At 63.5% G+C, this 26,937-nt stretch carries 21 protein-coding genes; 14 read left to right on the top strand and 7 right to left on the bottom strand.

Annotated elements, in window-relative coordinates; translation table 11 throughout:
* Positions 1 to 59 precede the first annotated feature (59 nt).
* Entirely contained in the window at positions 60 to 680 is a 621-nt protein-coding gene (locus TRP66_RS01385) for a TetR/AcrR family transcriptional regulator (protein ID WP_333399524.1), read from the bottom strand.
* Positions 681 to 827: 147 nt separating this feature from the next.
* Here TRP66_RS01385 and TRP66_RS01380 point away from each other — a divergent pair, with 147 nt between their 5' ends.
* The 3 genes from TRP66_RS01380 to TRP66_RS01370 all read left to right on the top strand — a co-directional run bounded on the left by TRP66_RS01380 (position 828) and on the right by TRP66_RS01370 (position 3,678).
* Positions 828 to 1,268: a hotdog fold domain-containing protein gene (locus TRP66_RS01380; RefSeq protein WP_333399523.1), complete on the top strand. Its 441-nt coding sequence runs from the start codon at positions 828 to 830 to the stop codon at positions 1,266 to 1,268.
* A gap of 299 nt (positions 1,269 to 1,567) precedes the next feature.
* On the top strand, positions 1,568 to 2,566 hold the full coding sequence (locus TRP66_RS01375; RefSeq protein WP_333399522.1) for a 2-hydroxyacid dehydrogenase: 999 nt from the start codon (positions 1,568 to 1,570) through the stop codon (positions 2,564 to 2,566).
* A 260-nt stretch (positions 2,567 to 2,826) separates the two neighbouring features.
* Entirely contained in the window at positions 2,827 to 3,678 is an 852-nt protein-coding gene (locus TRP66_RS01370; RefSeq protein ID WP_333399521.1) for a LysR family transcriptional regulator, read from the top strand.
* Between the two features lie 14 nt (positions 3,679 to 3,692).
* Here TRP66_RS01370 and TRP66_RS01365 read toward each other — a convergent pair whose 3' ends face one another.
* The gene (locus TRP66_RS01365) at positions 3,693 to 5,147 is read right to left on the bottom strand and encodes an MFS transporter (RefSeq protein WP_333399520.1); all 1,455 of its coding nucleotides are present in this window, start codon (positions 5,145 to 5,147) and stop codon (positions 3,693 to 3,695) included.
* A gap of 253 nt (positions 5,148 to 5,400) precedes the next feature.
* Between TRP66_RS01365 and TRP66_RS01360 the strand changes: the two genes are divergently transcribed.
* The gene (locus tag TRP66_RS01360; RefSeq protein ID WP_333399519.1) at positions 5,401 to 6,159 is read left to right on the top strand and encodes an SDR family NAD(P)-dependent oxidoreductase; all 759 of its coding nucleotides are present in this window, start codon (positions 5,401 to 5,403) and stop codon (positions 6,157 to 6,159) included.
* A gap of 122 nt (positions 6,160 to 6,281) precedes the next feature.
* Positions 6,282 to 6,581, top strand: a complete 300-nt coding sequence (locus TRP66_RS01355) for a hypothetical protein (protein WP_333399518.1) — start codon at positions 6,282 to 6,284, stop codon at positions 6,579 to 6,581.
* Between the two features lie 292 nt (positions 6,582 to 6,873).
* On the opposite strand, the gene TRP66_RS01350 is transcribed toward TRP66_RS01355, so the two are convergent.
* The 3 genes from TRP66_RS01350 to TRP66_RS01340 form a co-directional block, all read right to left on the bottom strand.
* A complete protein-coding gene (locus TRP66_RS01350; protein WP_333399517.1) occupies positions 6,874 to 8,733 on the bottom strand; it encodes an ABC transporter ATP-binding protein in 1,860 nt (619 codons plus the stop codon).
* Between the two features lie 186 nt (positions 8,734 to 8,919).
* Positions 8,920 to 9,135 carry a DUF2934 domain-containing protein gene (locus TRP66_RS01345; protein ID WP_333399516.1) on the bottom strand — a complete coding sequence of 72 codons (216 nt, stop codon included), beginning with the start codon at positions 9,133 to 9,135 and terminating at the stop codon, positions 8,920 to 8,922.
* Between the two features lie 69 nt (positions 9,136 to 9,204).
* Positions 9,205 to 9,363, bottom strand: a complete 159-nt coding sequence (locus TRP66_RS01340) for a hypothetical protein (protein ID WP_333399515.1) — start codon at positions 9,361 to 9,363, stop codon at positions 9,205 to 9,207.
* 252 nt (positions 9,364 to 9,615) lie between these two features.
* Between TRP66_RS01340 and TRP66_RS01335 the strand changes: the two genes are divergently transcribed.
* From TRP66_RS01335 to TRP66_RS01295, 9 genes are all read left to right on the top strand, one after another.
* The gene (locus TRP66_RS01335) at positions 9,616 to 10,782 is read left to right on the top strand and encodes a hypothetical protein (RefSeq protein WP_333399514.1); all 1,167 of its coding nucleotides are present in this window, start codon (positions 9,616 to 9,618) and stop codon (positions 10,780 to 10,782) included.
* A 9-nt stretch (positions 10,783 to 10,791) separates the two neighbouring features.
* Positions 10,792 to 11,526: a ferritin-like domain-containing protein gene (locus TRP66_RS01330; protein WP_333399513.1), complete on the top strand. Its 735-nt coding sequence runs from the start codon at positions 10,792 to 10,794 to the stop codon at positions 11,524 to 11,526.
* A gap of 218 nt (positions 11,527 to 11,744) precedes the next feature.
* Entirely contained in the window at positions 11,745 to 13,463 is a 1,719-nt protein-coding gene (locus tag TRP66_RS01325) for an amidase (protein WP_333399512.1), read from the top strand.
* Positions 13,464 to 13,465: 2 nt separating this feature from the next.
* Positions 13,466 to 14,335 (top strand): LysR family transcriptional regulator, encoded by an 870-nt coding sequence (locus TRP66_RS01320; RefSeq protein WP_333399511.1) that lies wholly within the window; start codon positions 13,466 to 13,468, stop codon positions 14,333 to 14,335.
* A gap of 115 nt (positions 14,336 to 14,450) precedes the next feature.
* Positions 14,451 to 15,488, top strand: coding sequence for a putative 2-aminoethylphosphonate ABC transporter ATP-binding protein (locus TRP66_RS01315; protein ID WP_333399510.1), 1,038 nt, complete (start codon positions 14,451 to 14,453; stop codon positions 15,486 to 15,488).
* Positions 15,488 to 17,197, top strand: a complete 1,710-nt coding sequence (locus TRP66_RS01310) for a putative 2-aminoethylphosphonate ABC transporter permease subunit (RefSeq protein ID WP_333399509.1) — start codon at positions 15,488 to 15,490, stop codon at positions 17,195 to 17,197. The genes TRP66_RS01315 and TRP66_RS01310 overlap by 1 nt, the downstream gene beginning before the upstream one ends.
* 17 nt (positions 17,198 to 17,214) lie before the next feature.
* Entirely contained in the window at positions 17,215 to 18,042 is an 828-nt protein-coding gene (gene phnX / locus TRP66_RS01305) for a phosphonoacetaldehyde hydrolase (protein WP_333399508.1), read from the top strand.
* Positions 18,043 to 18,066: 24 nt separating this feature from the next.
* Complete coding sequence (locus TRP66_RS01300; protein ID WP_333399507.1) at positions 18,067 to 19,083, top strand: putative 2-aminoethylphosphonate ABC transporter substrate-binding protein; 1,017 nt, start codon at positions 18,067 to 18,069, stop codon at positions 19,081 to 19,083.
* Between the two features lie 83 nt (positions 19,084 to 19,166).
* Positions 19,167 to 20,324: a TIGR03364 family FAD-dependent oxidoreductase gene (locus tag TRP66_RS01295; RefSeq protein WP_333399506.1), complete on the top strand. Its 1,158-nt coding sequence runs from the start codon at positions 19,167 to 19,169 to the stop codon at positions 20,322 to 20,324.
* A 37-nt stretch (positions 20,325 to 20,361) separates the two neighbouring features.
* On the opposite strand, the gene TRP66_RS01290 is transcribed toward TRP66_RS01295, so the two are convergent.
* Both TRP66_RS01290 and TRP66_RS01285 read right to left on the bottom strand, forming a co-directional pair.
* Entirely contained in the window at positions 20,362 to 21,336 is a 975-nt protein-coding gene (locus tag TRP66_RS01290) for a GlxA family transcriptional regulator (protein ID WP_333399505.1), read from the bottom strand.
* A gap of 160 nt (positions 21,337 to 21,496) precedes the next feature.
* Positions 21,497 to 26,650 (bottom strand): trifunctional serine/threonine-protein kinase/ATP-binding protein/sensor histidine kinase, encoded by a 5,154-nt coding sequence (locus TRP66_RS01285; protein WP_333399504.1) that lies wholly within the window; start codon positions 26,648 to 26,650, stop codon positions 21,497 to 21,499.
* Between the last annotated feature and the right edge of the window lie 287 nt (positions 26,651 to 26,937).

The raw sequence follows: 26,937 nt of genomic DNA, 5'->3' as shown, positions 1-26,937 counted from the left end.
CGCAGCCCATCCCACCTTGCGCGATCGCTTTCAACGTTGCTGAAGAGCGGAAAGCCCTCTTATCCGTCGTTTCCCACGTTCAGCCACGCGGATTCGGCGAGCAATTGCCTGTAGACATCCGGGCTGTGCTTGACCCGACCCGAGAGCCAGGCACGACAGTAGCTCTCGGCCGACCCTATCATTAGCGAGGGCAGCAGCTCGCGGGGCAGATCCTTCAAATCACCCCGATGAGCAGGGTCACTGAACCACTCCTTGATCTGAGCATTTCTGACGCGATTGGCTTCTTTGAGCTGAGCAGCGAACGCACTTTGCGCGACCGCGTGGCGCGCCTGGTATTGAAAGCGCGCCCAGTCTGGCTGGCCCACGACCCAGTCCACGTAGCTGAAGACCAGCGAATATACCCACTCTCGCGTTGTATCCACGCCGCTTATGTAGCTGTCTCGCAGCTGCGCCTGGTCGTCCAGAGCCGCCATATAGAGAGCTGCTATCACGCCTTCCTTGTTACCGAAGTGGTGATAGATCGATCCTACACTCGTCTCGCTCTCGGCCCGGATGATATCAATGGTGGTTGCATCGATGCCGTGCTCATTGAATAGCCGTAGGGCGCAGCGAAGAATTTGCCGTTTGGATTCGGCACGGCGCCCGGGGTAGCAGCGCTCAAGAAGATCAGCAGGTTTCATTCTTCAGTCCGGCCAAAAAACGCGATGTTAAGTGAAACGGAGATCGCATACGAGCCGTTGACGGGTCGCAGAAAGCAGAATAATGTTCTAGAAAAGAATATTGTTCTGTACCTTATCCTCCGTTCATTCGATCAAAGGTCACCCTAAATGAGCCAGACTCTCGGCATGTATCAAAGCGTTGGCGCTTCCGCTTTCAGCAACATGGCCTGCCAAATGGCCCCCTATTTCAGTACCATCACCCCGGAAATCTCTGTGCTGACTCCTGGGCGCGCCGAAGTGAACGTGCCTTTCCGCAAGGAGATCACCAACCACCTTGCCTCTGTCCACGCGATCGCGCTGTGTAACGCTGCCGAACTCGCCGGCGGCATGATGACCGAGGTTTCCATTCCCGGCGGCGCTCGCTGGATTCCGAAAGGCATGACCGTCGAGCATCTGGCCAAAGCCAAGACCGCGGTTCGTGCAATCGCCGACGGCAGCGACATTGATTGGAATTCGCCCGGCGACAAAGTCGTTCCGGTCGAAATCTTCGACGAGGGTGGGGTCAAGGTCTTCACCGCGCGGATTACCATGAATGTGAAGCTTGGGTAAATACACAACCAGCCGCCTCCACAGTGGCTGGTTTTCGACTCACACCGGCGCATCTGATGGCAGGCTCCGGTCGCGCTAAGAGCCCGAACGGCCAACTCGTCAGACAGCGTGTCGAGAGAAAGCAGAGATATCCAGCCGAATGCTGTACACGGTTGAACAGAGTCATGTTGGCGATTCTTGATAACAGGCTCTCCGCTGGACAGCGCGATACCGTGCGATGCAGGATCGGGCCATTCTTGGGAGGGCCAGGTGCACACCCCCCACGCAGAACCCTTCCCAGCCAGAAACGGATACTCCAGATGAAAATTGCCGTCTTCAGCGCACGTCCCTACGACCGCCGTTCACTCGATCAGGCCAATGAGGCCGCCGTAGCGGGGCAACGGGTCGAGTTTCTGTACAACGAGGCCACGCTCGATTCCCGTACAGCCGCGCTGGCGGATGGCTGCGACGGGGTTTGCGTGTTCGTCAATGACCGGCTTGATGCGCCTGTGCTGCGGACATTGCACGAGTTGCGTGTGCGCGCCATCGTGCTGCGCTGTGCAGGTTTCAATAATGTGGACCTGGCCACGGCGCGGCAGCTGGGCTTCTTCGTCGCCCGCGTGCCTGCCTATTCGCCCGAAGCCGTGGCCGAGCACACGCTGGCGCTGGTCATGACGCTGAACCGCCATACACACCGCGCCTACAACCGCGTACGCGAGGGCAACTTCATGCTGGAGGGTCTGCTGGGGCGGACGCTGCACGGCAAAACGGTAGGCATCGTCGGCACCGGAAAGATCGGGCTGGCGACGGCGCGCATCTTCAAGGGCATGGGTTGTAGTGTGCTTGGCCATGACCCTTATCCATCGCCTGCCTTCCAGGCGATCGGTGAGGATGTAGAGCTTGACGATCTGCTGGTACGCTCGGACATCGTCTCTCTGCATTGCCCACTGACCGCGCAAACAGAGCACTTGATCAACGACGTGTCGCTGTTGCGGATGAAATCCGGTGCCATGCTGGTCAATACCTCGCGCGGCGCGCTGGTGGACACCGAAGCGGTCATCCGTGCTCTGAAATTGCGCCATCTGGGTCAAGTCGCCATCGACGTGTATGAGCAGGAAAGCGAGTTGTTCTTCCAGGATCGCTCCGGCGAGATCATCGACGACGATGTCTTCCAGCGCCTGATGACCTTCCCGAATGTGCTGGTGACCGGGCATCAAGGGTTCTTCACCGCCGAAGCGCTGGAAGAGATTGCCCAGACCACATTGGCCAATCTCGGGCACTTCATTGCCGGCACACCGTGTCCGAACTGCGTCAGCTGATTCAGCCGACACTCCACACCCGCAGTGCGCCGCGCCCGCGTCCTTCAATAGAGTTGCCACCATTCGGAGCCCTGCAAATGTGGTCTCAGAACGACAATCCGCCGGCTAACCGTGGTCAGCATTCCCAGCGCGCTCCGATAAACCGATGCACATGTCGAAGGCCTCGCTGCGGTTGACGGCTCCGAGGTGTGTGGTGCTGGGGATTGCTGCGGAACTGCCGTTGTTGCAACCTCGTCGTTTATTTTTGTCGGGGGCAGGGCATGGACTGGAGTGACATGCGGGTTTTTCTGGCGATTGCCCGCAGCGGCTCGCTGGGTGGCGCCGCCAGGCAGTTGGGGGTCAGTCACCCGACGGTCGGGCGGCGTTTGCAGGTGCTTGAACAAACCAGCGGGCAGCCCTTTTTCCTGCGTACTGCCCAAGGGCTGGTGCTCACCGACAGTGGTGAGAGGATTCTCGGCCTGGCGCAGGACATGGAGCACAGCGCGCTGGCGATCGAGCGTCGGCTCGCGGGGCATGGCGACCAGCCGGAAGGGCTGTTACGCATATCTTCGGCTGACTGGTTTGCCTGCCATGTGCTGGCGCCGGTCCTGAGCGAACTGGTGAACCGGTATCCGTTGATCGTCCCCGAGGTCATTGCCGGACATCGGCTGTTCGACCTGGCCCGCCGGGATGCGGACATCGCCTTCCGGATCGTGCCCTTCACCGAACCCGACATCGTCCACCGCAAGCTGACAACCCTGCCGTACGGTCTCTATGCCGCGACCCATGCCCCGGCGCCCGAGCCAGACGGCGAGGGCCTGGGCCTGATCCTCATGAACATCGCTCAGGCCCATTACCCCGATGTGCAATGGCTGCAGCAGCGCTACCCGCTGGCCCGGACGGTGTTCACCAGCAGCAGCCGCACGGTCCAGGCGCAGATGTGCGCTAAGGGGCTGGGCGTTGCCGTATTGCCGCGCGTCCTTGGCGACTCGATGTCGGGACTGCGGCTGCTGGATGAGCACGAGCCACCACCAGGGCGGGATATCTGGATGGGGTATCACCAGGACATGCGCCAGATGGACCGGTTGCGCGTGCTGGCCGACCTCGCCTCCAGCATGATCGGTGCAAGCTAGAACCTCGCAGCGCCTCAGGTCGGACGAATGGCCGACGTTTCCGCTACCTGCGCTGGCTGCCGTGCTAGTGTCAGGCTCAGCACGGCCCCCACGGCCAGGCAGGCGGCGATGCACAGAAGGGAGATCGTGAAGGCGTGAGTGATGCCGGGCGCCGTTGGCGGGTCCCCAAGCAGGGTATAAAAGACGCCGCCGATCAGTGCGACGCTCAGCGACGTGCTGATTTGCAAGGTTGCGCTGGTGATGCCTGCGATCATCCCGGCATACGCCGGCGCGACCCGGCCAGTGACCATGCGCATCAACGTCGGCAGCGCCAGCCCTTGTCCAAACCCGATCAGGAACAGAATGGTTGCCAGGGATGCAAGGGGCGGCGCGAGGGTGGTTGGCGTCACCGACACGAGCCAGCCGAGCCAAAGCAATCCGAACACTTCCAGGCCCATGCCTGTGGGATTCACATAGTCTCCCAGGACGCGCCTGAGCGGGGGAACCACCAAGGGGCCCAGGAGAAATCCCGCGCCGAACGGCAGGAAGATCAGGCCAGCATGCAGCGCGGTCATGTGCAGTGCGCTTTGCATGTACATCGAGAACAGCAGGAAAAACACCCCTAGTGCGTAGAAGCACAGCGCGACCCCTAGCGCCCAGCCCAGACCAGGCGCTTTCAGTACGGATGGATCGAGGACGGGTGTTCCGCCGGCAGCGCGCAAGCGAGTTTCGTAGCGCCAGAACACTGCGGCCAGCACAGGAACTGCGGCGAGCGAAAGCCATGCCCACAACGGCCATCCCGCTTCGCGGCCTTCGATCAACGGCACGACCAGTGCGGTCAGGGTCAGCATCGACAACCCAGTGCCCACCAAGTCCAGCTTGCTCGCGTGCGGCGCCTGGGTTTCCTTGAGGACAGGGATGCCGAATGCGATGACCAGCAGCGCGATCGGCAGGTTGACCAGAAACATTGCGCGCCAACCCATGCCCATCACGTCGATTGCGATCAGCACGCCGCCCAGCGCCTGGCCTATCACAGACGCCAGTCCGAACACGGCCCCATACAGGCTCAACGCCAATGGCCGCTCCGCCGCCGGGAAGATCGCCTGCACCGAGGCGAGCGCCTGGGGCGCCATCACGGCGGCGGTCACGCCCTGCAAGGCGCGACCGAGGATAAGAACCCAGGGCGAAGTCGCCAGGCCGCACATCAGCGAGGCAGCGGCGAAGCCCAGCAGGCCAAGGAAAAACATCCGCCCGCGACCGTACAGGTCGCCGAGTCGTCCGCCAGTGATCAGCGTCACGGCATAGAGCGTCGCATACGAAGAAATCACCAGCTGCTCGGCAGAGGAGGCTGTTCCCAGATCCTGCTGTATCGAAGGCAACGCGACGTTGACGATAAAGAAATCCAGCGGCGGCAGAAACGCACCTACAAGCAAGACGGCGAACATCAACCAGCGCCGTGGCTCGGGCGCTTCGATTGCAATTCGGGACATGACAGGCCTCCTGTGTGAAACCTTCAGGTTTCACGACGAGTGAAAGACGACGAGTGAAAGGCCTGGCGGGGCAGGCTTCTCGTTCGCTCATGCCAGGCCGATGGGCCCCAATCTAGGGGATCCCTCCTGATCTTTCGCCTTACAAAACTGCACGCCCATTGTTCATTCCTGTCAGTGCCGCTCTGCTGCGATGACGCTCACCATGGGCGCAGTCGTTCCAGACGACCCTTCATCAACGACCGAGGAGTCAGACATGTCAGGTAAATTCAGCGAGCAGGTAGCCGTCGTGACCGGCGGGTCCACCGGAATCGGTTTTTCCATCGCGCAAGCCTTGATCACCGAGGGCGCGCAGCGCGTTTACATCACGGGACGGGCAGCGGACACGCTGGACGCGGCGGTTGCCAGGCTTGGCGACAAGGCTCTCGCGGTAGTGTCCGACGTCTCGCGCCACGCGGATCTCGATGCGCTCAAGCGCGCAATCGAAGCGCGCGGCGACCGGCTGGACGCCGTGTTTGCCAATGCCGGGATCTGTGAGAAACATCCCCTTGGAGAAACCAGTGAAGCCGCTTACTACGCAATGTTCGACGTGAACGTCAAAGGCGTTTTCTTCAGCGTGCAAACGTTGCTGCCCTTGATGAAAGACGCTTCGTCCATCGTGCTGACTGCCTCGATCTGCTCCAGCAACGGTATGGAAGGGCTGAGCCTGTACAACGCTTCCAAGGCAGCGGTGCGATCGTTTGCGCGCACCTGGGCCAATGAACTCAAGAACCGCAAAATCCGCGCAAACGTGGTGAGCCCTGGGTTCACCCGCACGCCGCTGATGGACAACGGACTGAAAATGACCGAAAGCGACATCGCCGCACTGCGCCAGTACGTCAAAGAGATCACGCCGCTGGGCTATATGGCACAACCTGAAGAAATCGCCACTGCGGCACTGTTTCTGGCCTCTGACGATGCTCGATACGTGAATGGCGTGGAGTTGATGGTCGACGGGGGGCTGTCGCAAATCTGAGATCCTGTCGACCCCCTGTTATAGTTCCGCACGTCTTTCCCCCGCCAGATGAGATCATCCGGGAACGACCTGTCACGCCTGCACGTCTGACCTCTATCGACTCACTGAAAAGGCACGACGCAATGGACAAGACGATCACCGTGGATCAACTGGCGACCACCAACCTCGATTCGATCAACGAGATCTGGCTCGGCGGAACCCATACCCAGCTATGCCTGTGGCGTGGCGAGCAGGTATTCACCCACGAGATGCTCAGCGAAGGCACCCACGACCAGAACGCCCGACGTTTGTGCCTGCAGCTGGTGGACCCTGACGATCAGGTGGCAGTGAGCCGGGTTGAGGCGATCGTGCGCGAGCGGCTGGAAGGGACGGGGCGAGAAGGGGAGTTTTATCCGGCTGAGGAAGCGGACACGCATCAGTGATCGGCAGATCGCCAGCAAGCTGGCTCCAAGGAGTGTCGTAGGAGCCAGCTTGCTGGCGATGAATGATGACGCGCTCTACCCGGAAGCCAGCGTCGGCCCGGCGGTTTCTGCTGCCGCTTCGCGGCAGATCGCGAGCAAGCTCACTCCTACGAGGATGCGTGCAGTCGTGGCAGCCAGCTTGCTGGCGATGAACGATGACGCGGTCCATCAGGGAGATAGCGACGGCTCAACGTTTCTGCTGCCGCTTTGCGGCAGATCGCGAGCAAGCTCACTACTACAAGTGACGTGCGTATCAAGCCTGTTCGATGCTCTCCGCCACACCCTGATCCTCGCCCAGGAAACCGCCGCTCTGATGCCGCCAGAGGCGCGCGTAAACGCCATTTCTCTCCAGCAGTTCGCTGTGGCTGCCCTGTTCAATGATGCGGCCGTCGTCCATGACGATCAGCCGGTCCATCGCGGCGATGGTGGACAGGCGGTGGGCGATAGCGATGACGGTCTTGCCTTGCATCATTTCGTCGAGGCTTTCCTGGATGGCCACTTCGACTTCCGAGTCCAGGGCGCTGGTGGCTTCGTCGAGGAGCAGGATCGGCGCGTTTTTAAGCATCACTCGGGCAATGGCGATGCGCTGGCGCTGGCCGCCGGAAAGTTTGATGCCGCGTTCGCCCACCAGGGTGTCGTAGCCGCTATGCCCCTGTCGATCGCTCAGCTGGCTGATGAAGCCGTCCGCCTGGGCGTTGATCGCCGCAGTACGGATCTGCGCGTCGGTCGCGTCGGGGCGGCCGTAGGCGATGTTTTCCCGGATGGTGCGGTGCAGCAGGGAAGTGTCCTGGGTCACCATGCCAATGGCGCTGCGCAGGCTGTCCTGGGTGACTTTGGCGATGTTCTGCCCATCGATGCGGATCTCGCCGCTGTCCACGTCATAGAAACGCAGCAGCAGGTTGATCAGGGTCGACTTGCCCGCCCCTGAACGACCGACCAGGCCGATCTTCTCGCCCGGCCGGATGTTGAGATTCAGGCCGGCCAGCACCTGGCGTTCGCCGTTGTAGTTAAAGCTGACGTTGTCGAAGGTCACCGCGCCGCCCGAGGTCACCAGCGTCGCCGCGTCGGGTGCATCCTGCACCTTAGGGCCGCGGGTCAAGGTTTCCATGCCGTCCTGAACGGTGCCGATGTTTTCAAACAGCGAGGTCATCTGCCACATGATCCAGTGCGACATGCCGTTGATGCGCAGCGCCATGGCGGTGATGGCCGCCACCGCGCCGGCGCCGACCTGCCCCTGATGCCACAGCCACAGGGCGTAACCGCCCGCCGACATGATCAGCCCGACGACCAGGATCTGATTGACGATCTCGAACTGGCTAACCAGGCGCATCTGCACGAAGCCGGTCTGCTTGAAGTCTTCCATGGCCGCGCGAGCGAAGTGCGCTTCACGCTTGGAATGGGAGAACAGCTTCACGGTCGTGATGTTGGTGTAGGCGTCCGAAATACGCCCGGTCATCGATGAGCGCGCATTCGCCTGCTCCTGTCCGACCTTGCCCAGGCGCGGCACGAAGTAGCGCATCGCCAGGCCGAACAGCACCACCCAGGCAATGAATGGCAACATCAGTTTCAGCGCGAAACCACCGGCGAGGGCGATGATCGCGATGAAATAGACACCGATCCCCGGCACGATCTCGATCAGAGTGAACAAGACTTCACGCACCGCCAGCGCCGTTTGCATGACCTTGGTGGTGACCCGCCCGGAAAATTCGTCGGAAAAGAACGACAGGCTCTGGCGCAACATCAGCCGGTGGAAGTCCCAGCGCAGCCGCAAAGGCAGGTTGATCGCCAATACCTGGTGCTGGACCATGGTGCGCAGCCCTACCAGCCCGATGCTGAGCAACAACACGATGCCGATGCCCCAGAGCACGCGGCTTTCCTCGCCAGTGACTTCGCCGCCCGCCTGCCAGGCCGACAGCAGGTCGACCACCTGACCGAGAAAGGAAAACAGCCAGGCTTCGTAGATAGACACGCCCGCACTGAGCAGTGCGAACGCCAGGATGTAGCCTCGCGCGCCACGGGTGCACGCCCACAGGAAAGGCACCAGCCCGTTGGGCGGAGGCGGCACTTCATCGGGCGGGAAGGGATCGAGCCAGCGTTCAAACATGCGAAGCATAGGGGTCTCCAAAACGAACAAGTCGGGAAATGATGCCATCGAAAGGTCGCTGCGGAGCTTTTATATCGTCGAGGGGATGACGGGCTTTTGCGGGATCTTCTTTCATTGACGGATAAAACAGTGATGATTGGAGGGCGGGGTGCCGGCGCACCCCTGGGCTTGAAATGGATTAACGGCGGGTCGCATTCACGTCTCGTTCGAGGTCTGATTCACCGGCATGTCCGCGATGCCGCTTTGGGTGCTGCCGCCCACCGAGTCCAGCGTATTGGCGCCGGGCGGCTGGATTTCCGCTTCGAGCTGGACTCTGGCCTGACGCCAATAATCGTCATCGGCGCCTTCGCGTTTGCCGTCGAGCTCCCACAATTCATAGGCGCGCTCGCGGATTTTCTGTTCATCGATCATCGGGGGTTCCTCCTGCTCATGCAGCGTTAGACGCCACAGTCGTTCTTGCAGTGTCCAGCACCAGGCTGGTCAGCCATGACGCTGATGGCTGGTTGGCGCGGGCTTCGGGGCGGGCGGCGGTGCGCCGTGCGCCGGGTTCCTGTTGAACAACAGCGCCGGAAACAGCGTGACGCTTTTCTTGACGCCGTTCTCCACATAATGAAATTCGAAATGCTCGGGAATGCTCATGGCTCGTCTCACCGGCCAACTGTCAACAAGGGCCTCTATGGGCAGACCCTCACGACGGTCCCAAGGTCGGGCAGGGCGACGAGCGGTCACCGCCCGCGACGGTCGTCCCGCCGGTCGGTCAGATCCCGCTCAGCCTGAACCGGGTATTGCCTCGCCAGTCCACCCCTTTGTCTGCCGGGCGCCGCCTGGCGGGCAAACGCTTCCATGACAACGGGACTGACCGTGTCCCTGGCCTGAGCGAGAGATAACGATATGGAAACACTTTCCGGACTTCTGGATCTGAAGGGCACGCCGCTGGACAGGCAGCAGTTCACCTGGCGTGAAATGGCCGCCCGGCCGATCAGCAAACTCGACGACGATGCGACCACGCGCATCCACATCATCCTCATGAACGGCATCGAGACCGAGGCACTGCGCCTCAAGCACTTCGGCGCCCGTTTTCACCGCGAGCTGCAGCCTCATCTGGCGCATATCCGCCGCATCGAACAGCACCAGGCAACCGCCATCAACTGGCTGATTTCCGGGGATCACTCACCGCTGGAAACCACCATCGCCTACGAGCAGGTGGCAATCGAAGTGACCGCCGCGGTGGCCCAGAACGAGCCTGATCCCTACCAGGCGCAGTCCTACCGCTTCGGTCTGCTGGAGGATTTCGACCACCTGTATCGATATTCGGCGATGTATGACCGGCTCGAAGGCAAGGACCCGAACAACATCCTGCAAGGCTACACCGACATCATCCCCGGCCGGCCCACCAGCCAGCATCACCGCAACCCCGGCGACGACCTGCGCGACAGCTACGACAAGACCACCGCGCAGCTGATCACCAAGATCCACGCGGCGATGATCACCAGCTCCGAGTACCAGACCCACGACTACTACATGAACATCGGCAACACTTTCGCCGACCCGGTGGCGCGGGCGCTCTACGCCGAGATCGCTTCGGTGGAAGAGCAGCACGTCACTCAGTACGAGTCGCTGATGGACGCCAGCGAAACCTTCATGGAGAAGTGGCTGGTGCATGAGGCCATGGAGGTCTATGCCTATGCCAGCTGCGCCGAGCAGGAGGACAATCCAAGGATCAAGGCGTTGTGGGAGAGGTTCCTTGACTACGAACTGGGCCATCTGAACTTCGCCTCGGAACTGTTCAAAAAGTTCGAGCGCCGCGACCCGGCCGAGGTGCTGGTCGGCGCGCTGCCCAAAATGCGCCCCCTCAAACGCAACCGGGATTTCGTGCGCCAGACCCTGTCCGAGGAAATCGATCTGCGCGCCCACGGCATCGATTACGTGCCCAAGGAGCAGGAAGACAAGGCGTCGCAGCACTACCGCAACCATCTGAACGCCGAAGGCATTCCCGCCGATATTGCCTCCGCGGGCTATATCTGGACGCCCGGCACCGAATTGTTTCGCAAACCTTGAGGACTCGTCATGACCCGATCATCCCCTCTGGGCCTGAACCGCACCGGCACGCAAATGTCGCCCGAAGACACCCAACGCCAGATCGAAGCCACTGAACAGTTTCCGCCGGATGTGCCGGGGGACGCGACGCGCATCACCGTCGAGCGTGTTCGCTTCATCCGTGAGCAGGAAGCGGCCGCCGAGCAGATCGGCTCCGTTCCGCCGCCCGGCACCCTCAAGGGTGTGCTCAAGACCGGCGTGGATATGCTGATGGGCAAGCGCCCGGAACTGTTCGTCGACAAGCTGGGCGAGCGGCTCGGCTACGAACGAACCGGCGTGCGGCTGTACGAAGCGTTTCTCGCCAAGGTCGAGGCGGCGCCGGATGCCCGTCCCGAGATGTTGCACAGCCTGCGCGATATCCAGCGCCAGGAAGCCGAGCACATGCACTTGCTGCGTGAGACGATCGAAACGCTGGGCGCCGACCCGACCACCGTGACCCCCAGCGCCCAGGTCGCCGGGACCATGGCACAGGGCATCATGCAGGTGCTGACCGACCCCCGGACCAACATGGCGCAGTGCCTCAATGCCATGCTGACCCTGGAGCTGACCGACAACGCAGCTTGGGAACTGCTGATCGAACTGGCCGAACAGGCCAATCATCCGCATATCGCCGCCAGCTTCAAGGAACCGCTGCTGCATGAGGAAGAACACCTGGTGACGATCAAGACCCTGCTGCGCGGAGAGCTGAAAACGCAGCTGAGTTGATGCTCGGGCGGGCGCTCGCCTGGCTTGCAGGCGGGCGCCGCTCTTGCCCTCGATTCCAGACCTGCTGGTCACGAAAATGAACCGGCTCGGGGGTGCCAAGGCGCCGCCGGGCATGGCGGCGCTGATGCAGCCACGTTAAGCTGTCGGCCAATTTTCAAGACAGGCCCGATTGATACCCGTGGACTGTCCGCTTTCCGATTTCTGGCCGAGGAAACATTATGATCGAGGTGACTGAAGCCTCCATCGCCGAATTGCGTGCCGCGCTCGAATCCGGCACCACGACTGCCGTCGAACTGGTCAAGGCCTACCAGGCCCGGATCGACGCCTATGACCGGCCCGACACCCCGACCGCCCTGAACGCCGTGGTGGTGTTCAACCCCGAGGCGCTGGCCGAGGCCCAGGCCTCCGACGCCCGACGCGCGCGCGGTGAAACCCTGGGTCCGCTGGACGGCATTCCCTACACGGCCAAAGACAGCTATCTGGTCAAAGGGCTTACGGCGGCGTCCGGCAGCCCGGCTTTCGCCAGCCTGATCGCCTACCGCGACGCCTTCACTGTGGAGCGGCTGCGGGCCGCCGGCGCCATCTGCCTGGGCAAGACCAATATGCCTCCCATGGCCAATGGCGGAATGCAGCGCGGGGTCTATGGGCGTGCGGAGAGTCCTTACAACGGCGATTACCTGACCGCGCCTTTCGCCTCCGGCTCCTCGAACGGCGCCGGCACTGCGACGGCCGCCAGTTTCGCGGCCTTCGGCCTGGCCGAGGAGACCTGGTCCAGCGGACGCGGCCCGGCGTCCAATAACGGCCTGTGCGCTTACACCCCTTCGCGCGGGGTGATTTCGGTTCGCGGCAACTGGCCGCTGACCCCGACCATGGACGTGGTGGTGCCCTACGCGCGGACCATGGCCGATCTGCTTGAAGTGCTGGACGTGGTCGTGGCCGAGGACACCGAAAAACGTGGCGACCTGTGGCGGCTGCAACCCTGGGTACCGATCCCGTCGGTCGCCTCGGTGCGGCCCGCGTCTTACCTGGAGCTCGCGGGTGGCAGCGGCGCGCTGGCCGGCAAACGCCTGGGCGTCCCGCGCATGTACATCAACGCCGACCCGGATGCCGGAACCTCCGAAAAGCCGGGCATCGGCGGTCCGACCGGACAGCGGATCGATACCCGGCCCACGGTGATCGACCTCTGGCAAGAAGCGCGCGCGGCGCTCCAGGCGGCGGGAGCGGAAGTCATCGATGTCGACTTCCCGCTGGTTTCCAATTGCGAAGGCGACCGGCCCGGCGCGCCGACGGTGTTCAATCGCGGGCTGGTCTCGAAGGAATTTCTTCATGACGAACTCTGGGAGCTGTCGGCCTGGGGCTTCGACGATTTTCTGCGGGCCAACGGCGACCCGGCCCTGAACCGGCTCGCGGACGTCGACGGCGCGAAGATCTTTCCCCATGACCCCGGCACGCTGCCCAATCGCGAGGACGACCTGGCCGCCGGCATGGACGAGTATGTGCGCATGGCCGAGCGGGGCATCATGCCCTGGGACCAGATCGCGACCTTGCCGGACGGCCTGCGCGGGCTGGAAAAAACCCGCAAGATCGATCTGGAGGACTGGATGGACGGGCTCGGTCTGGACGCGGTGCTGTTCCCCACGGTGGCCGACGTCGCGCCAGCCAACGCCGATGTCGATCCGCAGGCGGCGGACATTGCCTGGAGCAACGGCGTCTGGGTCGCCAACGGCAACCTCGCCATCCGTCATCTGGGCGTGCCGACAGTGACCGTGCCCATGGGCGTCATGGCCGATATCGGCATGCCGGTCGGGCTGACCTTTGCCGGCCGCGCCTACGACGATTCGAACCTGCTGCGCCTGGGCGCCGCGTTCGAAGCGCTGGGATCGAAGCGGGTTGTGCCGCCCCGCACGCCGCCGCTGGCCGTTGCGACGCGAGGCTGATCATGCTTTGCGCCGAGCTGAAATCATTCCATATGGTGGCCCGCCTGGGCAGCATCACCCAGGCGTCCAAAAAGCTCGGCCTGAGTCAGCCGACGGTGACCACGCAGATCCGCAATCTGGAAGCGCAATATGGCGTCGAGCTGTTCTACCGGGGTGGCCGGCGTCTGACCCTCAGCGACGACGGCGTTCGTCTGCTGCCCATGGTTCAGACACTGTTGCAGCAGGAGGCCGATATCGAGTTTTTCCTGCGCAACAGCGGGCGTTTGCAGGGAAGCTTGAGAATCGCGGCAACCGCGCCGTATTACGTGCTCGAACTCTTGCGGCTGTTCCGCGAGCGCATGCCGCAGATCCAGGTAACGCTCGAAATCGGCAATTCTCAGCAGGTCATCGAAGCGCTGGAGGAATACCGGGTCGACCTGGCGGCCTCATCGCAACTGGAGCAGGACGCGCGTTTCACCCGGATCGTGCTGGGTCAGGACCCGCTGGTCCTGGCGGTGCATCGCCATCATCCCCTGGCGGTCCACAGCCGTCTGCCGGCCTCGGCGCTGGCCGGGCATTGTCTGCTGATGCGCGAGACAGGTTCGACAACGCGTCTGCTGACCGACCAGATGCTGCGCGAATCGGGGGTGGTGCCGGGAACGCTGCTGGAAATCGGCAGCCGGGAGTCGATACGCGAGGCCGTGCTGCGCAACATCGGAATCAGCGTCATTGCTCGCCACGAGGTTCCAGACAACCCGGACCTCAGGATCGTCGCCCTAGAGAACGCGCCGCTTATTCCGGAATATCTGTATTGCCTGCGCGAACGCCGTCAGGCACGGCTGCCGGCCGCATTTCTGGCCATTGCCAGGGAGCACGCCGAGGCCGGCGACTGATCCGCATCATAAAAACACCGATACCACTATCGGCAGCTTTTGCCCAAATGCCATAAAGCTTTAGTGAGCCAGGTCCAGGATGACACTCGTTCGATTTCAAACGAGGTTAACCTGCATGGCCACCGTCGATCTGCAATTGCGCGACATTCACAAGGGCTTCGGCGCCTTTCAGGCCCTAGACGGCGTGTCGCTGGATGTCGCGGCCGGAGAACTGGTGTGCTTGCTCGGGCCATCGGGCTGCGGCAAGACCACCTTGCTGCGCTGCATCGCGGGTCTGGAGCGACAGGATCGCGGACGCATCCATTTTTCCGGCCGCGATGTGTCCGCGCTCCCGCCGCAAGCCAGAGACTACGGCATCCTGTTTCAGTCCTACGCCCTGTTTCCCAATCTGACCGTCGCCCACAACATTGCCTATGGCCTGGGCCGGCAGAGCAGCGCCACTGGCCTGCGCGTTGCTGAAATGCTTGAGCTGGTCGGGCTGACCGGCAGCGAACAGAAGTACCCCGCCCAGTTGTCCGGCGGTCAGCAGCAGCGTGTCGCGCTGGCCCGGGCGCTGGCGCCAAACCCCTCTTTGCTGTTGCTCGACGAGCCTATGTCGGCGCTCGATGCCAAGGTGCGCGATCACCTCTGCGCCGGGCTGCGCAGTCTCCAACGCCAGCTCGGTATCACCACTCTGATGGTGACCCATAACCAGGACGAAGCCATGCTGATGGCCGACCGCATCGCGGTCATGAATCAGGGACGGGTCGAACAGTTTGCGGCACCTCAGACGATCTACGACCGGCCTGCGACCCCCTTCGTGGCTGAATTCGTGGGCCGCGGCAACTGGCTGCCGTGTCGGCGCGACGGCGGACATGCGCATGTGGGATCGCTGAGACTGCGTCTGGCGCAAAGCGGCGCCACTGCCGCCGGACATGTGTTCTGTCGTCCGGAAGCGGTGCTGGTCAACCCGGCCGGGCAACAGGACAACCTGTTCGCGGCGCGCATGCGGGAAATGACCTTCCTCGGCAACCGCTGCCGCCTCAGCTTCGAGCTGGATGATTTGCCGGGCCATGCCTTGTTGGCCGAGCTGGCGCCTGACGCCATGCCGGCATTGTCAGGCGAACGCATCCGCGTCGCGCTGCCTCCGCACAGCCTGCAGGTGTTCGTCTGATGGAGCAGGTCATGGAAATCACGACTCGCAGGTTCGCCCGTGGCTATCCTGCGGATCTCGCGGACCGTCTGTTTGTTCGCGGCGGTCAGTGGATCTTGCTGGGGTTGCTGCTGCTGGCGGTGGTGCTGCCGCTTTGCGCCATGCTCTGGCGCGGTCTGGCGGGTGAACCGGGTCAGGGCGGGGGGCTGGTTGCAGCGGCGCAATTGTTCGGCAGTGCGAACTTTCGCTGGCTGCTCGGCAACAGTCTGACCAGCGCGCTGACAGTGGTCTCGATCGTGTTGCCGCTGGCCTATACCTTCGCCTACGCGTTGCAGCGCACATGTATTCCCGGCAAGGGACTGTGGCGCGCCATTTCGCTGCTTCCGCTACTGGCACCTTCGATGCTTCCCGGCATTGCGCTGATCTACCTGTTCGGCAATCAGGGCGTGCTGCGCGAATGGCTGCCGGACAGCATTTACGGTTTCTGGGGCATCGTGCTGGGCCAGGCCATTTATACCTTCCCACACGCGCTGATGGTGTTGCTCAGTACCCTGGCGCTGGCCGACGCTCGACTGTTCGATGCGGCGTCGAGCATGGGCGCCTCACCCTGGCGCGCTTTTGCCAGCATCACCTGGCCGGGCAGCCGCCAGGGTGTCTTCGCGGCGGGTTGCCTGGTCTTTACGCTCTGCATGACCGACTTCGGGGTACCGGTGGTGGTCGGCGGCGATTACCAGGTGCTGGCGCTGGAGGCTTACAAGGCGGTACTGGGCCAGCAGCAGTTCGGCCGCGGCGCCTTGATCGGTCTTTTCCTGTTGTTGCCGGCCTTGCTCAGCTTTGCCGTGGACCTCTGGCTGCGACGCGGTCAGCGCGACGCCATGAGCGGCCGCGCCCAGGTCTATCGTCCCAGCGCGAGCGGCATTCGCGACGGCAGTTTTCTGCTGGTGGTGGCAGCGACCAGCGCGGTGCTGGTCGGCGTGTTCGCAATGGCCGTGTATTCGTCGCTGGTGAAGTTCTGGCCGTATGACCTGTCGCTGTCGCTGCACAATTATGCCTTTTCCGAATTGCCTGGGGGCTGGAGTGCGTTCGGCAACAGCCTGATCCTGGCGAGCGGCTGCGCGGTGCTCGGCAGCGTGGTGATCTTCATCGCTAGCTACCTGCTGGAAAAGACCGGGCAGAGCCCTCTGACCCGGACATTGCGACTGCTGTGCTTCATTCCCATGGCAGTGCCCGGCCTGGTATTGGGCCTTGGCTACGTATTCTTCTTCAATCTGCCGGGCAATCCGCTGCACGGTCTTTACGGCAGCATGGCGCTGCTGGTGATCTGCACCGTGGCGCATTTCCTGACCACGGCGCAGATGACTGCCGCCGCGGCGCTTCGCCAGCTCGACGGCGAGTTCGAGGCAGCGGCCGTGTCTCTCGACATGCCGCTGTATCGCCACTTTCTACGGGTGACGCTGCCGCTTTGCCTGCCCGCGCTGCTGGACATCGTTCGCTACCTGTTCGTGTCGGCAATGACCACGGTCTCGGCGGTGATCTTTCTCTACAGCCCGGACAGCCTGCTGGCTTCGATCGCCGTGCTGAACATGGACGACGCTGGCAACGTCGGCGGCGCGGCCGCCATGTCCACCCTGATCCTTCTCACCTGCGCCGGCGTTTCACTGCTGCTGGCCTGGGCGTCGCGTGGCCTGCTGCGTCGCTCCCAGGCGTGGCGAGCGGCACCCGGTCATTGATCTCACGGAGAGTTTTCATGCGTTATCAGCATCCTGACCATCTGCAAGCCGTCGTCCTGGACTGGGCCGGCACCGTGGTCGATTTCGGTTCCTTCGCGCCTACCCGCATCTTTGTCGAAGCATTCGCTCAGTTCGACATCGAGATCAGCCTCGACGAAGCCCGCGGCCCCATGGGCATGGGCAAGTGGGATCATATTCGCACCCTGTGCGACCAGCCCCAGGTCGCGGAACGTTTCAACAAGCGCTTTGGCCGCCTGCCAGGCGACGCGGATGTCACGGCGATCTACAAACGATTCATGCCGTTGCAGATCGCCAAGGTCGGCGAGCACTCCGCCCTCATTCCCGGAGCGCTGGACACCATCACACTGCTGCGCCAGCGCGGCCTGAAGATCGGCAGTTGTTCCGGCTACCCCAAGGTGGTGATGGACAAGGTGGTGGAGCTGGCCGCGCTCGCGGGTTACCGCCCTGACCATGTGGTTGCCACCGACGAAGTGCCCAAAGGCCGCCCGAGCCCCGCGCAGGCGCTGGCCAACGTCATCGCTCTGGGCCTGGACGACGTCGCCGTCTGCGTCAAGGTCGACGATACCGAGCCCGGCATTCTTGAAGGCCGCGCCGCAGGCATGTGGACGGTGGCCTTGCGCTGTTCCGGCAATTTCCTGGGTTTGAGCTGGCGGCAGTATCAGGCGCTTTCCGCCGAACGACTGGCCGAGGAGAGGGTACGCATAGACGCGCTCTTCGCGGCCAGCCGTCCCCATTACCTCATCGATACCCTGGCCGATCTGCCGCCCGTGATCGATGCCATCAACGCCCGTCTTGCCCGGGGCGAAAGCCCCCAGGCCAACTGATCCGTTTCCGCCAGGAGCCTTACCATGTTCAAACGACTCGCCTTGGCCGCCGCGCTGCTCGCCGCCACTTTGCAGGCTCAGGCCGCCACCGAACTGACTGTCTACACCGCGCTGGAAGTCGAGCAGCTCAAGCCGTATCAGCAGGCCTTCGAAAAGCAGTATCCGGATATCCGGATCAAATGGGTCCGTGACTCCACCGGAATCGTCACCGCCAAACTGGTCGCCGAGAAAGACCGCCCGCAGGCCGATGCCGTATGGGGGCTGGCCGGGTCCAGCCTTGCGGTCCTTAAACAGCAGGGCATGCTGGAGGCCTATGCGCCGGCGAATCTGGGGCAGATCGGTGCCAATTATCGCGACAGCGACAACCCGCCGACCTGGGTCGGGATGGACGTATGGGCCGCGAGCATCTGCTTCAACACCATCGAAGCGCAGAAACAGGGGCTGCCCCGGCCCGCCAAGTGGGAGGATCTGGCCGATCCGGTCTACAAAGGCAAGATCGTGATGCCTAACCCGGCGTCTTCAGGCACCGGTTATCTGGACGTCAGCGCCTGGTTGCAAACGTTTGGAGAGGAGCGGGGCTGGGCCTACATGGACAAGCTGCACCAGAACATCGGCCAGTACACCCACTCCGGCTCCAAACCGTGCAAACAGGCAGCGGCCGGGGAATTTCCCATCGGCATATCCTTCGAGTACCCGGCCATTCAGCTCAAGCGCAAGGGGGCGCCCCTGGACATCGTGCTGCCTGAAGAAGGTCTGGGCTGGGAAATCGAGGCGACCGCCATCATCAAAGGGACCGACAAGCTGGAGGCCGCGCAGAAGCTGGCGGATTTCGCCGCCAGCCGAGAGGCCATGGAGCTCTACAAGGCCAACTTCGCCGTGCTGGCCCAGCCGGGCGTCGCCAAACCTTTCGAAGAGCTGCCCGCCGACTACGAGCGGCGCCTGATTGCCAACGACTTCCAGTGGGCCTCGCAGAACCGCGACCGGGTCCTGGCCGAATGGCGCAAGCGGTATGACGGCAAATCGGAGCTCGTCAGCAAGTGAAAGCGCGGCGCAGTCGATTCTCGAAGCTGCGCCCACAGGATCCGGCCGCGCGCGTGGCCCTCTTTTCATTCAGGAGTTATTCAATGAGTCAGCAAGATTGTGACCTGCTGATCGTCGGGGCCGGTATTCTCGGCCTGGCCCATGCATGGGCAGGCGTTCGCCGCGGCCTCAAGGTCAAGGTGTTCGAGCGTAGCGACCGCGCGCTGGGTGCCTCGGTGCGCAACTTCGGGCAGGCGCTGGTGACCGGCCAGGCTCCCGGGCCGATGCTGGATCTGGCGCGTCAGTCCAATGGCCTCTGGGCCGAGCTGGGCGCAGCGGCGGGGCTGACAGTCAAACGCCAGGGGTCGCTGATTTTCGCCCGCACCGAGGCTGAGCAAGCCATGCTCGAAGCCTTTTGCGCCGGCCGCGCCCGCGAACTGGGCTACCGGGTAGAGCTGCTGCGCGGCCAGGCGCTGGAAGCGTTGTACGGCGGCCGCTTCGCCCATCACCGCGCCGCACTGCATGGCCTGGACGACCAGCAGCTGTTTTCCCGCGAGGCCTTGCCGCAGATCGTCGATTTCCTGCGCGGGCAGGGTGTCGAGTTTCATTTCTCGACCCTGGTCAGGGACGTGGGAGCCGGTTGCGCGGTGACGACCGCGGGGACGTTCAGAGCCCGGCACATCGTGGTCTGCTCAGGTCACGACTATCAGACGCTGCTAGCCGCGCAAATGGCAGCGCTCAGCCCGTCGGTCTGCCGCTTGCAGATGCTGCGCGCCCGCCTGGAAAGCCCGATCGACCTGCAACATGCGGTGTTGACCGGGCTGAGCTGCGTGCACTACGGCGCGTTTTCCGATCTGCCCGAAGCGCAAGCCATTCGTGACGAGATCCGCAGGGAAAACCCTGCGCTGGAAGCCCACGGCATCCACCTTCTGGTCAGTCCGACGCCTTATGGCGATCTGATCATCGGCGACTCCCACGATTATGGCCGCGACGCTTCGCCGTTCAATGTCGAAGGCGTGGATCAATTGATGATCGGCCTGGCCGAGCACACGCTGGGCGGCCGCTTGCAGATCCTGGAGCGCTGGCAGGGCGTATACGGTTCACGCGGCCCCGGCCCGTTCAGCGTGGTGCGTGCCTGCGACGGCGTCACCGCGGTGCTGATGCACACGGGGCTCGGCATGAGCGTTGGACCGGGTCTGGGCGAGCGGACTGTCGCCGCGCTGATGGGCGAAAGCGCCTGGCCGGAGGCCGTGACCGGCTGAACCGAAGTCAGGCAGTCGCGGCCTCGTCAGCGGGGACTCACGTCGCGCCGAACTGCTGGCGGTACTGGCTCGGGGTAATCCCGAGTCTCTCGCAGAACACTTTGCGCATGGATCGCGCGCTGCCGAAACCGCAGCGGGTCGCCACCACCTTGAGCGGCAGATCGGTGCCTTCGAGCAGTCGGCGGGCGTGATCGATCCTGGCGTTCTGCAGGAACTGCATCGGGGTCAGGCTGACCTCGCGCTGGAAAGCCCGGGCGAAGTTGCGCGGGCTCATGGCGGCCATATCGGCCATGCTCTGCACCGTGAACGCCTCCTCGATATGATCGACGACGTAGGCCTGAACCCTGGCGATGGCCGAACCGTCGCGTGGCACCGCCGCCAGCAGCGGGCCGTACTGCGCCTGTCCGCCCTGGCGGCGCATGACCACCAGCAGCACTTTGGCGACCTCCAGGGCGATCTCCTTGCCATGATCCTCGGCGATGATTGCCAAGGTCATGTCGATCCCCGCGGTAATGCCCCCGGAAGTGATCAGATTGCGGTCCACGACATAGATCTGCTCGGTCTCCACCTTCGCTTCGGGATGGCGTCGCGCGAGCTGTTCGATGTAGTTCCAGTGAGTCGTGCAGCGATAGCCGTTGAGCAGTCCGGCCTGACCCAGCAGGAAGACCCCGGTGCAGATGGCGCCGAAGCGTCTGGCCTTGCGCGTGGCCTCTGGCAGCCAGGCCTGCAGGGCGGGACGGGTCATGTCGTAGGCGCCGGGGCCGCCGGGCACCAGCAACAGGTCGATCTCGTCCGGTGCCTCGGCCAGCGTCAGGTCGGCCTTGACGCGCAGCCCGCTGGAACTGAGCACCAGCCCGTCATCCGCCGCCAGGGTCAACAGCCGATAGCGCCGCTGCTCGGGCAAGAAGCGGTTGGCGATGGAAAAGGCGTCCATCGGGCCGGTCACGTCGAGCATGAGCACGCCGTCGAACAGAACCATGGCAATGGTTCTAGGGGTATTGCGGTCTTGCATGCCTGCGCCTTCGTTTGCCGGTCTCAACGGATCGAGAGCCTACCGGGGGCGGGTATGCGGATGCAAGGAGGCGAAGACTGTGCGTGGCGCTCGTCGCGAGCAAGCTCCCTCCCACAGGCGATATGCGCTCCTTGTGGGAGGGAGCTTGCTCGCGACGGCTTCAACCTGATGGATCGGTCACTACACGCTCTGCCGCCCCCAGCGGAATGTTGAAGCGGATCCGCCCCCCGCCACAGGGCGACGTCTCGGCATGCAAACTGCCGCCATGGGCCCTGACCACCGAACTGCAGATGGCAAGCCCCATCCCCAGGCCGCTGGGCTTGGTGGTATAGAAGGCGCCGAAGATCTTTTCGGCTTCGTCGGCCGGAATGCCTGGACCATTGTCGTCGACGCAGACTTCGATTTCCCCGTCGGCGATGCGCGAGGTGACCCACAGCGCGCCGTCTCCGCTGCGAAATCCACTGATCGCTTCGAGCGCGTTGGTTAGCAGGTTGTAGACCAGTTGCTGGATCTGGACCCGATCGCCCATCACTGGCAGCGAGGCGTCGAGCGTGGTTTCCAGGGTCACGCCGTGGCGGACCGTTTCGGCGGAGGTCAGGCGCACGACCTCGAGAATCACATCGTCGATCAGCATCGGCCGGAGCTGCGCCGGGGCCTGCTTGGCCAGCGAACGCAGTGCCCGGACGATACCGGCGGCGCGTTCGCCGTCGGCGCGGATATCTTCGAGCCCGGCGATGGCTTCGTCCAGATCCGGATTTTCGCGCTTGAGCCAGCGCAGGCTGGCGGCGGCGTTGGACACGATGCCCAACAGCGGCTGACTGATTTCATGCGCAATCGAAGCGGACAATTCGCCAGTCACTTGCAGATGGGAGCTGCGCGCCAGTTCGGCTCGCGAGCGACGCAGCTGTTCTTCCATCTGCGCTTTGATCTGATTGTCTTCGGCCAGCCGGGTAAAGAACTTGGCCGCCTGCAACGACACCGCCGCCTGGGACGCGAGGATTTCCAGCATCGCGAGGCGCTGGGAGCTGAACAGGTTGGGGACCAGACGGTTCTCCAGGTAGACCAGCCCGATCAGCACCCCTTGCTTGACCAGCGGCAGGCACAGTACGGATCGCGCGTTGCGCTGGCGCAGTTCCTGACGGAACGGATCCGGACACTCCTGCAGCGCGTCGTGCAGCACGAAATGGGTCTTGGTGCGCATCGTGGCGTTGAGCACCGAGATTGGCGCCTGGGTGCGGAATTTCTGGCAATTCTCCATGGTCACGCGCAAGCCGTCATCGTCGATGTCGGCAATCGACGCCATCTGGAATTCGGCGCCGCTGACGATCAGCAGCGCGCCATGGTCGGCGCCGGAGTGCTGCATCAGATGGCTCATGAGCGTTTCGATCAGGCGCTCCAACAAGACCTCTTCGGACAAGGCCCGAGCCGCTTCGATGCCCACTTCCAGATCCAGACGCGCCTGTGAGGTGCTGCGGAAGGTTTCCTGGATCGGCTGGGTGCGCAGGAACGGGTGCAGCGTTTCGAGCTGGCGCACCTTGCCATTGGCACCCCAGATGTGGAAACAGTCGCGGGCGACGCGCAGGTGCAGGTTGGCGCCCGAGATCAGGCCGGTGGGGATGCACACCTCGGCCAGTTGCTCGTGGGCCAGCGCCTGCTCGTGGATGAAACCCGCGGCAGCGGCGGCGATCTGCGCCTGGTCGAAACTGCGGATCGCCGCCATGCCGTCGCCGTTGAGCTTGGCGATCACGCCTTCGATCAACAGCAGCTTGTTGCGAAAGGTCACTGGGTTGACCGCCGCCCAGCGGGCAAACTGCTCGCGGTGCCCCTGCAACCTTGCGAGCTTGTGTTCGGTCGAGCCGGGCGTCTCCGGACTGCCCAGCGCCAGGCTGGAAAACAAGTGCAGGTCGGCCTGGTTGACATGGGCCGGGACCGACCACGCCAGGCGTTCCGCCGTTTCGAAGCGGCGCACGGCCGTGGCGATGTTGCCCAGGTAGAAGGCCGACATGCCGGCGTACAGCGCCAGGTAAAATCGCGCACTGGCCGACATCGCCCCCGCCTGTGCAGGCTCGCTGAGCGGATCGGGCTGGAATGCCGAGGCGGCGGCCGCCGGGGTCTTGCGCGACAGCTCCTGCACGAAGCGCTCCTGAGCCATGAGGATGCGTTCGACATCGGCGTAGCCGTACTGGCGAACCACCGCCAGCCCGCGCTCGACCACTACCGCGACTTCCTGCAAATGGTCGCCGACGATCAGCGAGTCCGAAGCCAGGTGATGGCAGGCGTGACAGGCCATGGCCAGGTCGCCACTGAGGTGGCCCGAATCGAATGCCTCCTGCGCTCGGCGCTTCGCGTGATCCATCGGCGCGGTCCAGGGACTGACCTGATCGAAAGCGACCAGCGTCGCGGTCCGGGCCGCTTCGAACCCGTGGGCATCGATCATGTGCAACGCCGCCTCGCAGCAGGCGTAGCCATCGTGATGCCGGCCAAAGCGCTCGGCGATCATCACCCCGTACCAGGCAAGACCATAGGTCGTGCCGGGCGCGATACCGTGGGCCAGGGACAGCTCGACGATCTTGGTCAGGTGCAGGAAGCGCAGGTCGTCTTCCGCGGAAAACGAGCAGGCCAGCGTGGCCAGCAGCTCGATTGCTACTTCCGCGTCGGGATCGACCAGGCGGGGCAGGGCTTGCAGACCCGCGTAGCCGCGCTGATCGATAAGCGTCTGCACCTTCGCGTACTCCGCGGCGACGAGCTCCGGCGCGCTGCCACGTCGCAGGGATACGCCGGCCTCGGCAAGCCCCGCGAGCGCTTCGTCGATGGCCCCGTCATGGTCCGAGCGCAGGGTCAGCAGCCGGGCCTTGAGTTTGTGGCCCTGGGCTTTTTCACGTCCCGGCCTGGCACGCCGCATGCATTCTTCGATTTTCGTCTCGGCACCCGCCATGTCGACCAGCAGCATGTCGCACTCGGCGGCCTGAGACATGATGGCGAAAGCGAACCGCTCACGGACTGCTTCGCACGGGCTGGAGCGTTGCAGTTCTTCGGCGGAGCACAGATAGCCGGCTGCCTGTTCGAAGGCCGCGGCGTCGCGAGCGCGAGCCGCGGCCTCCATCAGCAGGGCGATGTAGTCAGCGGTCTGTTCGGTGGCGTAGGCGCTCTTGTCCGACAGGTGTATCTGGTTGGCGATGGCAAAGGTCGCGCGTTGCAGATCCTCGTTCCACAGCTCGCGCATGGCAACCGCGATCTGGGCGTGTTGCCCGGGGCGCTGCGCGGCGGGGGTCAGCTCATAGGCGGCTTCCAGAACCCGGTCGTGGGTAAAGAACAGCCCGCCCTGACTCAGCGCCAGAAAGCCCGCGTTTGCCAGACTGTGCAGGCGCTGGTTGAGGCGGCCGGGCTCGATTCGGGTCAGCGCGCCCAGCAGCACCTCATCGCACTTGCCTCCAGCCGCGGCCACCAGGCGCAGAATCTCCCGATGCGACGCGGGCAGGCGCCCGAGCCGGTGCACCATCAGGTCGGCGACGTTGTCCGCGTAGCGATGCCGGGCCACCTCCGTGAGCGACCACTTCCAGCACATCGCCTGGCTGTCGAATTCGACCAGACGGTCCTCGACCATGATCTTGAGGATCTGATTGACGAAGAATGGATTGCCGGCGGTCTTCTCATGAACCAGCCCGGCCACCTCGGCCACGTTCTCGGCGGCCGCGTGAAAACGTTCGGCGATCAATGCCGTGACCGAGTCGATGGAAAGCGGAGGCAGACAGATATCGTCGCGAGCGATCGCGGGCGGCCAGACGAGCGTTTGCAGACCGGATTCGGCGACATCGGCCGGTTCATGGCCTTCGGTTCGCCAGGCCAGCGCCAGCAACGTGTTGCGCAGCGGGCGGGCCAGGTATTCCCTGAGCAGGCGGTAGGTGGAGTCGTCCGCCCACTGCATGTCGTCGAGAAAAATCACCAGCGGCTTGCCAGGTGTGCCGAAAAAATCGAGGAAATCCAGGATGGCCCGGTATTCCTTCTCCAGCACCAGACTGGTGGGTTTCTCCGGCAGACCGGCCATCGGCCCGATGACCAGTTTCAGGTAGGGTGCAAGCTTGGCGAGCAGTTTGCCGCGTCCCTCCAGACGGAACGCCATGTCGGCCTTGATGGAGTCCAGGTCGGCGCTGTTCTTCACCAACAACTGGGTGGTCAGCGACGACAGGATATCGCTCCATGGCCCGTAGGGAACCGCCTGATCCGGGGTGCTGCACTTGCCCGAGGCCCAATAGGTGGTGTTGTGCTCGCGCAAGGCCGAGGCGACCAGGCTGGACTTTCCACTGCCGGCGGGGCCGGAGACGGTGAGAATCCGCGGGCTGCTGTCGCGTCTGAGGGTCCGCAGGGCCTTGGCGATCAGCGCCTGCTCTTCACCACGTCCGAACAGCGCGTCGCTGTTGACCGGCATGACATCGGCGGCGCCGGGTGTGAACTCCGGGATCGACTGCTGTTGCGCCCACTGGCGACAGCAGTGCTCCAGGTCGATCGCCAGCGCTCGTGCGGTCTGATAGCGCGCACTGGGCTCTTTCGCCAGCGCCTTGATGAGGATGCGGCTGAGCTGCGCCGGAATTCGCGAATCCAGTTCGTTTGGCGCTCGGGCCTGTACACCCGCGTGCAGCTGGCGCCAGTGGGCCTTGTCGCGGCCGGCCAGCGGCAGCTCGCCGGTGAGCAACTGGTAGAGCACCGCGCCCAGGGCGTAGATATCGCTTCGATGGTCGGTCACCGAACCGTGCGGGCAGAGCTGTTCGGGCGCCAGGTAATTCCATTGCAGGGTGGCGGAACTGTCAGGATTGATGAGTTCGAGGGTGTCGGCCCTGAAGCAACTGAGCCGGACACTGCCATCGGCGCGAACGATGACGTGATGAGCCTGGAGAAAACCGTGTGCCACGCCGCTGTCATGGGCCATGGCCAGTGCCTTGAAGGCCTGGGTGGCCAGGTCCAGGAACTGCGCGAGTGTCACGCCTCCGTCCGCGATCAGGTCGCTGACCGTCGAGTCGTCGCAGGGCGGGTAAATCATCAGTGGCCCTTCGGCCGAACGCAGGAAGGCCACAGGCAAGACAGCCCATTCCGGGTCGAGGCGAATCCGGAAGTCGCGCTCCAGTGGTTGGCAGGCAGCGGGCGATTCGATAGGCGCGCGTGCCGCGACCCAGGTCCTCGCGGTGCGCGGGTCGAACAATTCGCAATACGTCAGCTCGCCTTCATGCCGGACGAGGGCGACTTCGCACTGGTTCAGCCAGTCTTCATCCAGCGACGGCTCATCACTGGAGAGCGTTCGAGGAAGACGTTTTTCTAGCATCGTGCCACCCTTGTGAACCCTTCCTGTCGTCCGGGGTCGAGTATACGCATCAGGTTACGGCTGACAGCCGCCCTCGACGGTTTTGGCAGAATGAGGCCCTCTGATGACTGTCCAGGTCCCTTCATGGACGGAACGTCCAGCGAGCGCGGCGATCACTGGCGCGCTGAAACACGGAAAACCTACCCCACGGGGTAATGGCATTAAGCGCTGCTTGTGCCTACTGTAGTCATGCCCCGTTGCGTCCGCCGACCCGGCAGTCGTCGAGAACCACAACAACAAGGATGCAC

This window comes from Pseudomonas sp. JDS28PS106 (assembly GCF_036706555.1).
GTDB lineage: Bacteria > Pseudomonadota > Gammaproteobacteria > Pseudomonadales > Pseudomonadaceae > Aquipseudomonas.
Note: the sequence above shows the minus strand (reverse complement) of the source record. Positions and strands in the feature narration are given on the sequence as shown.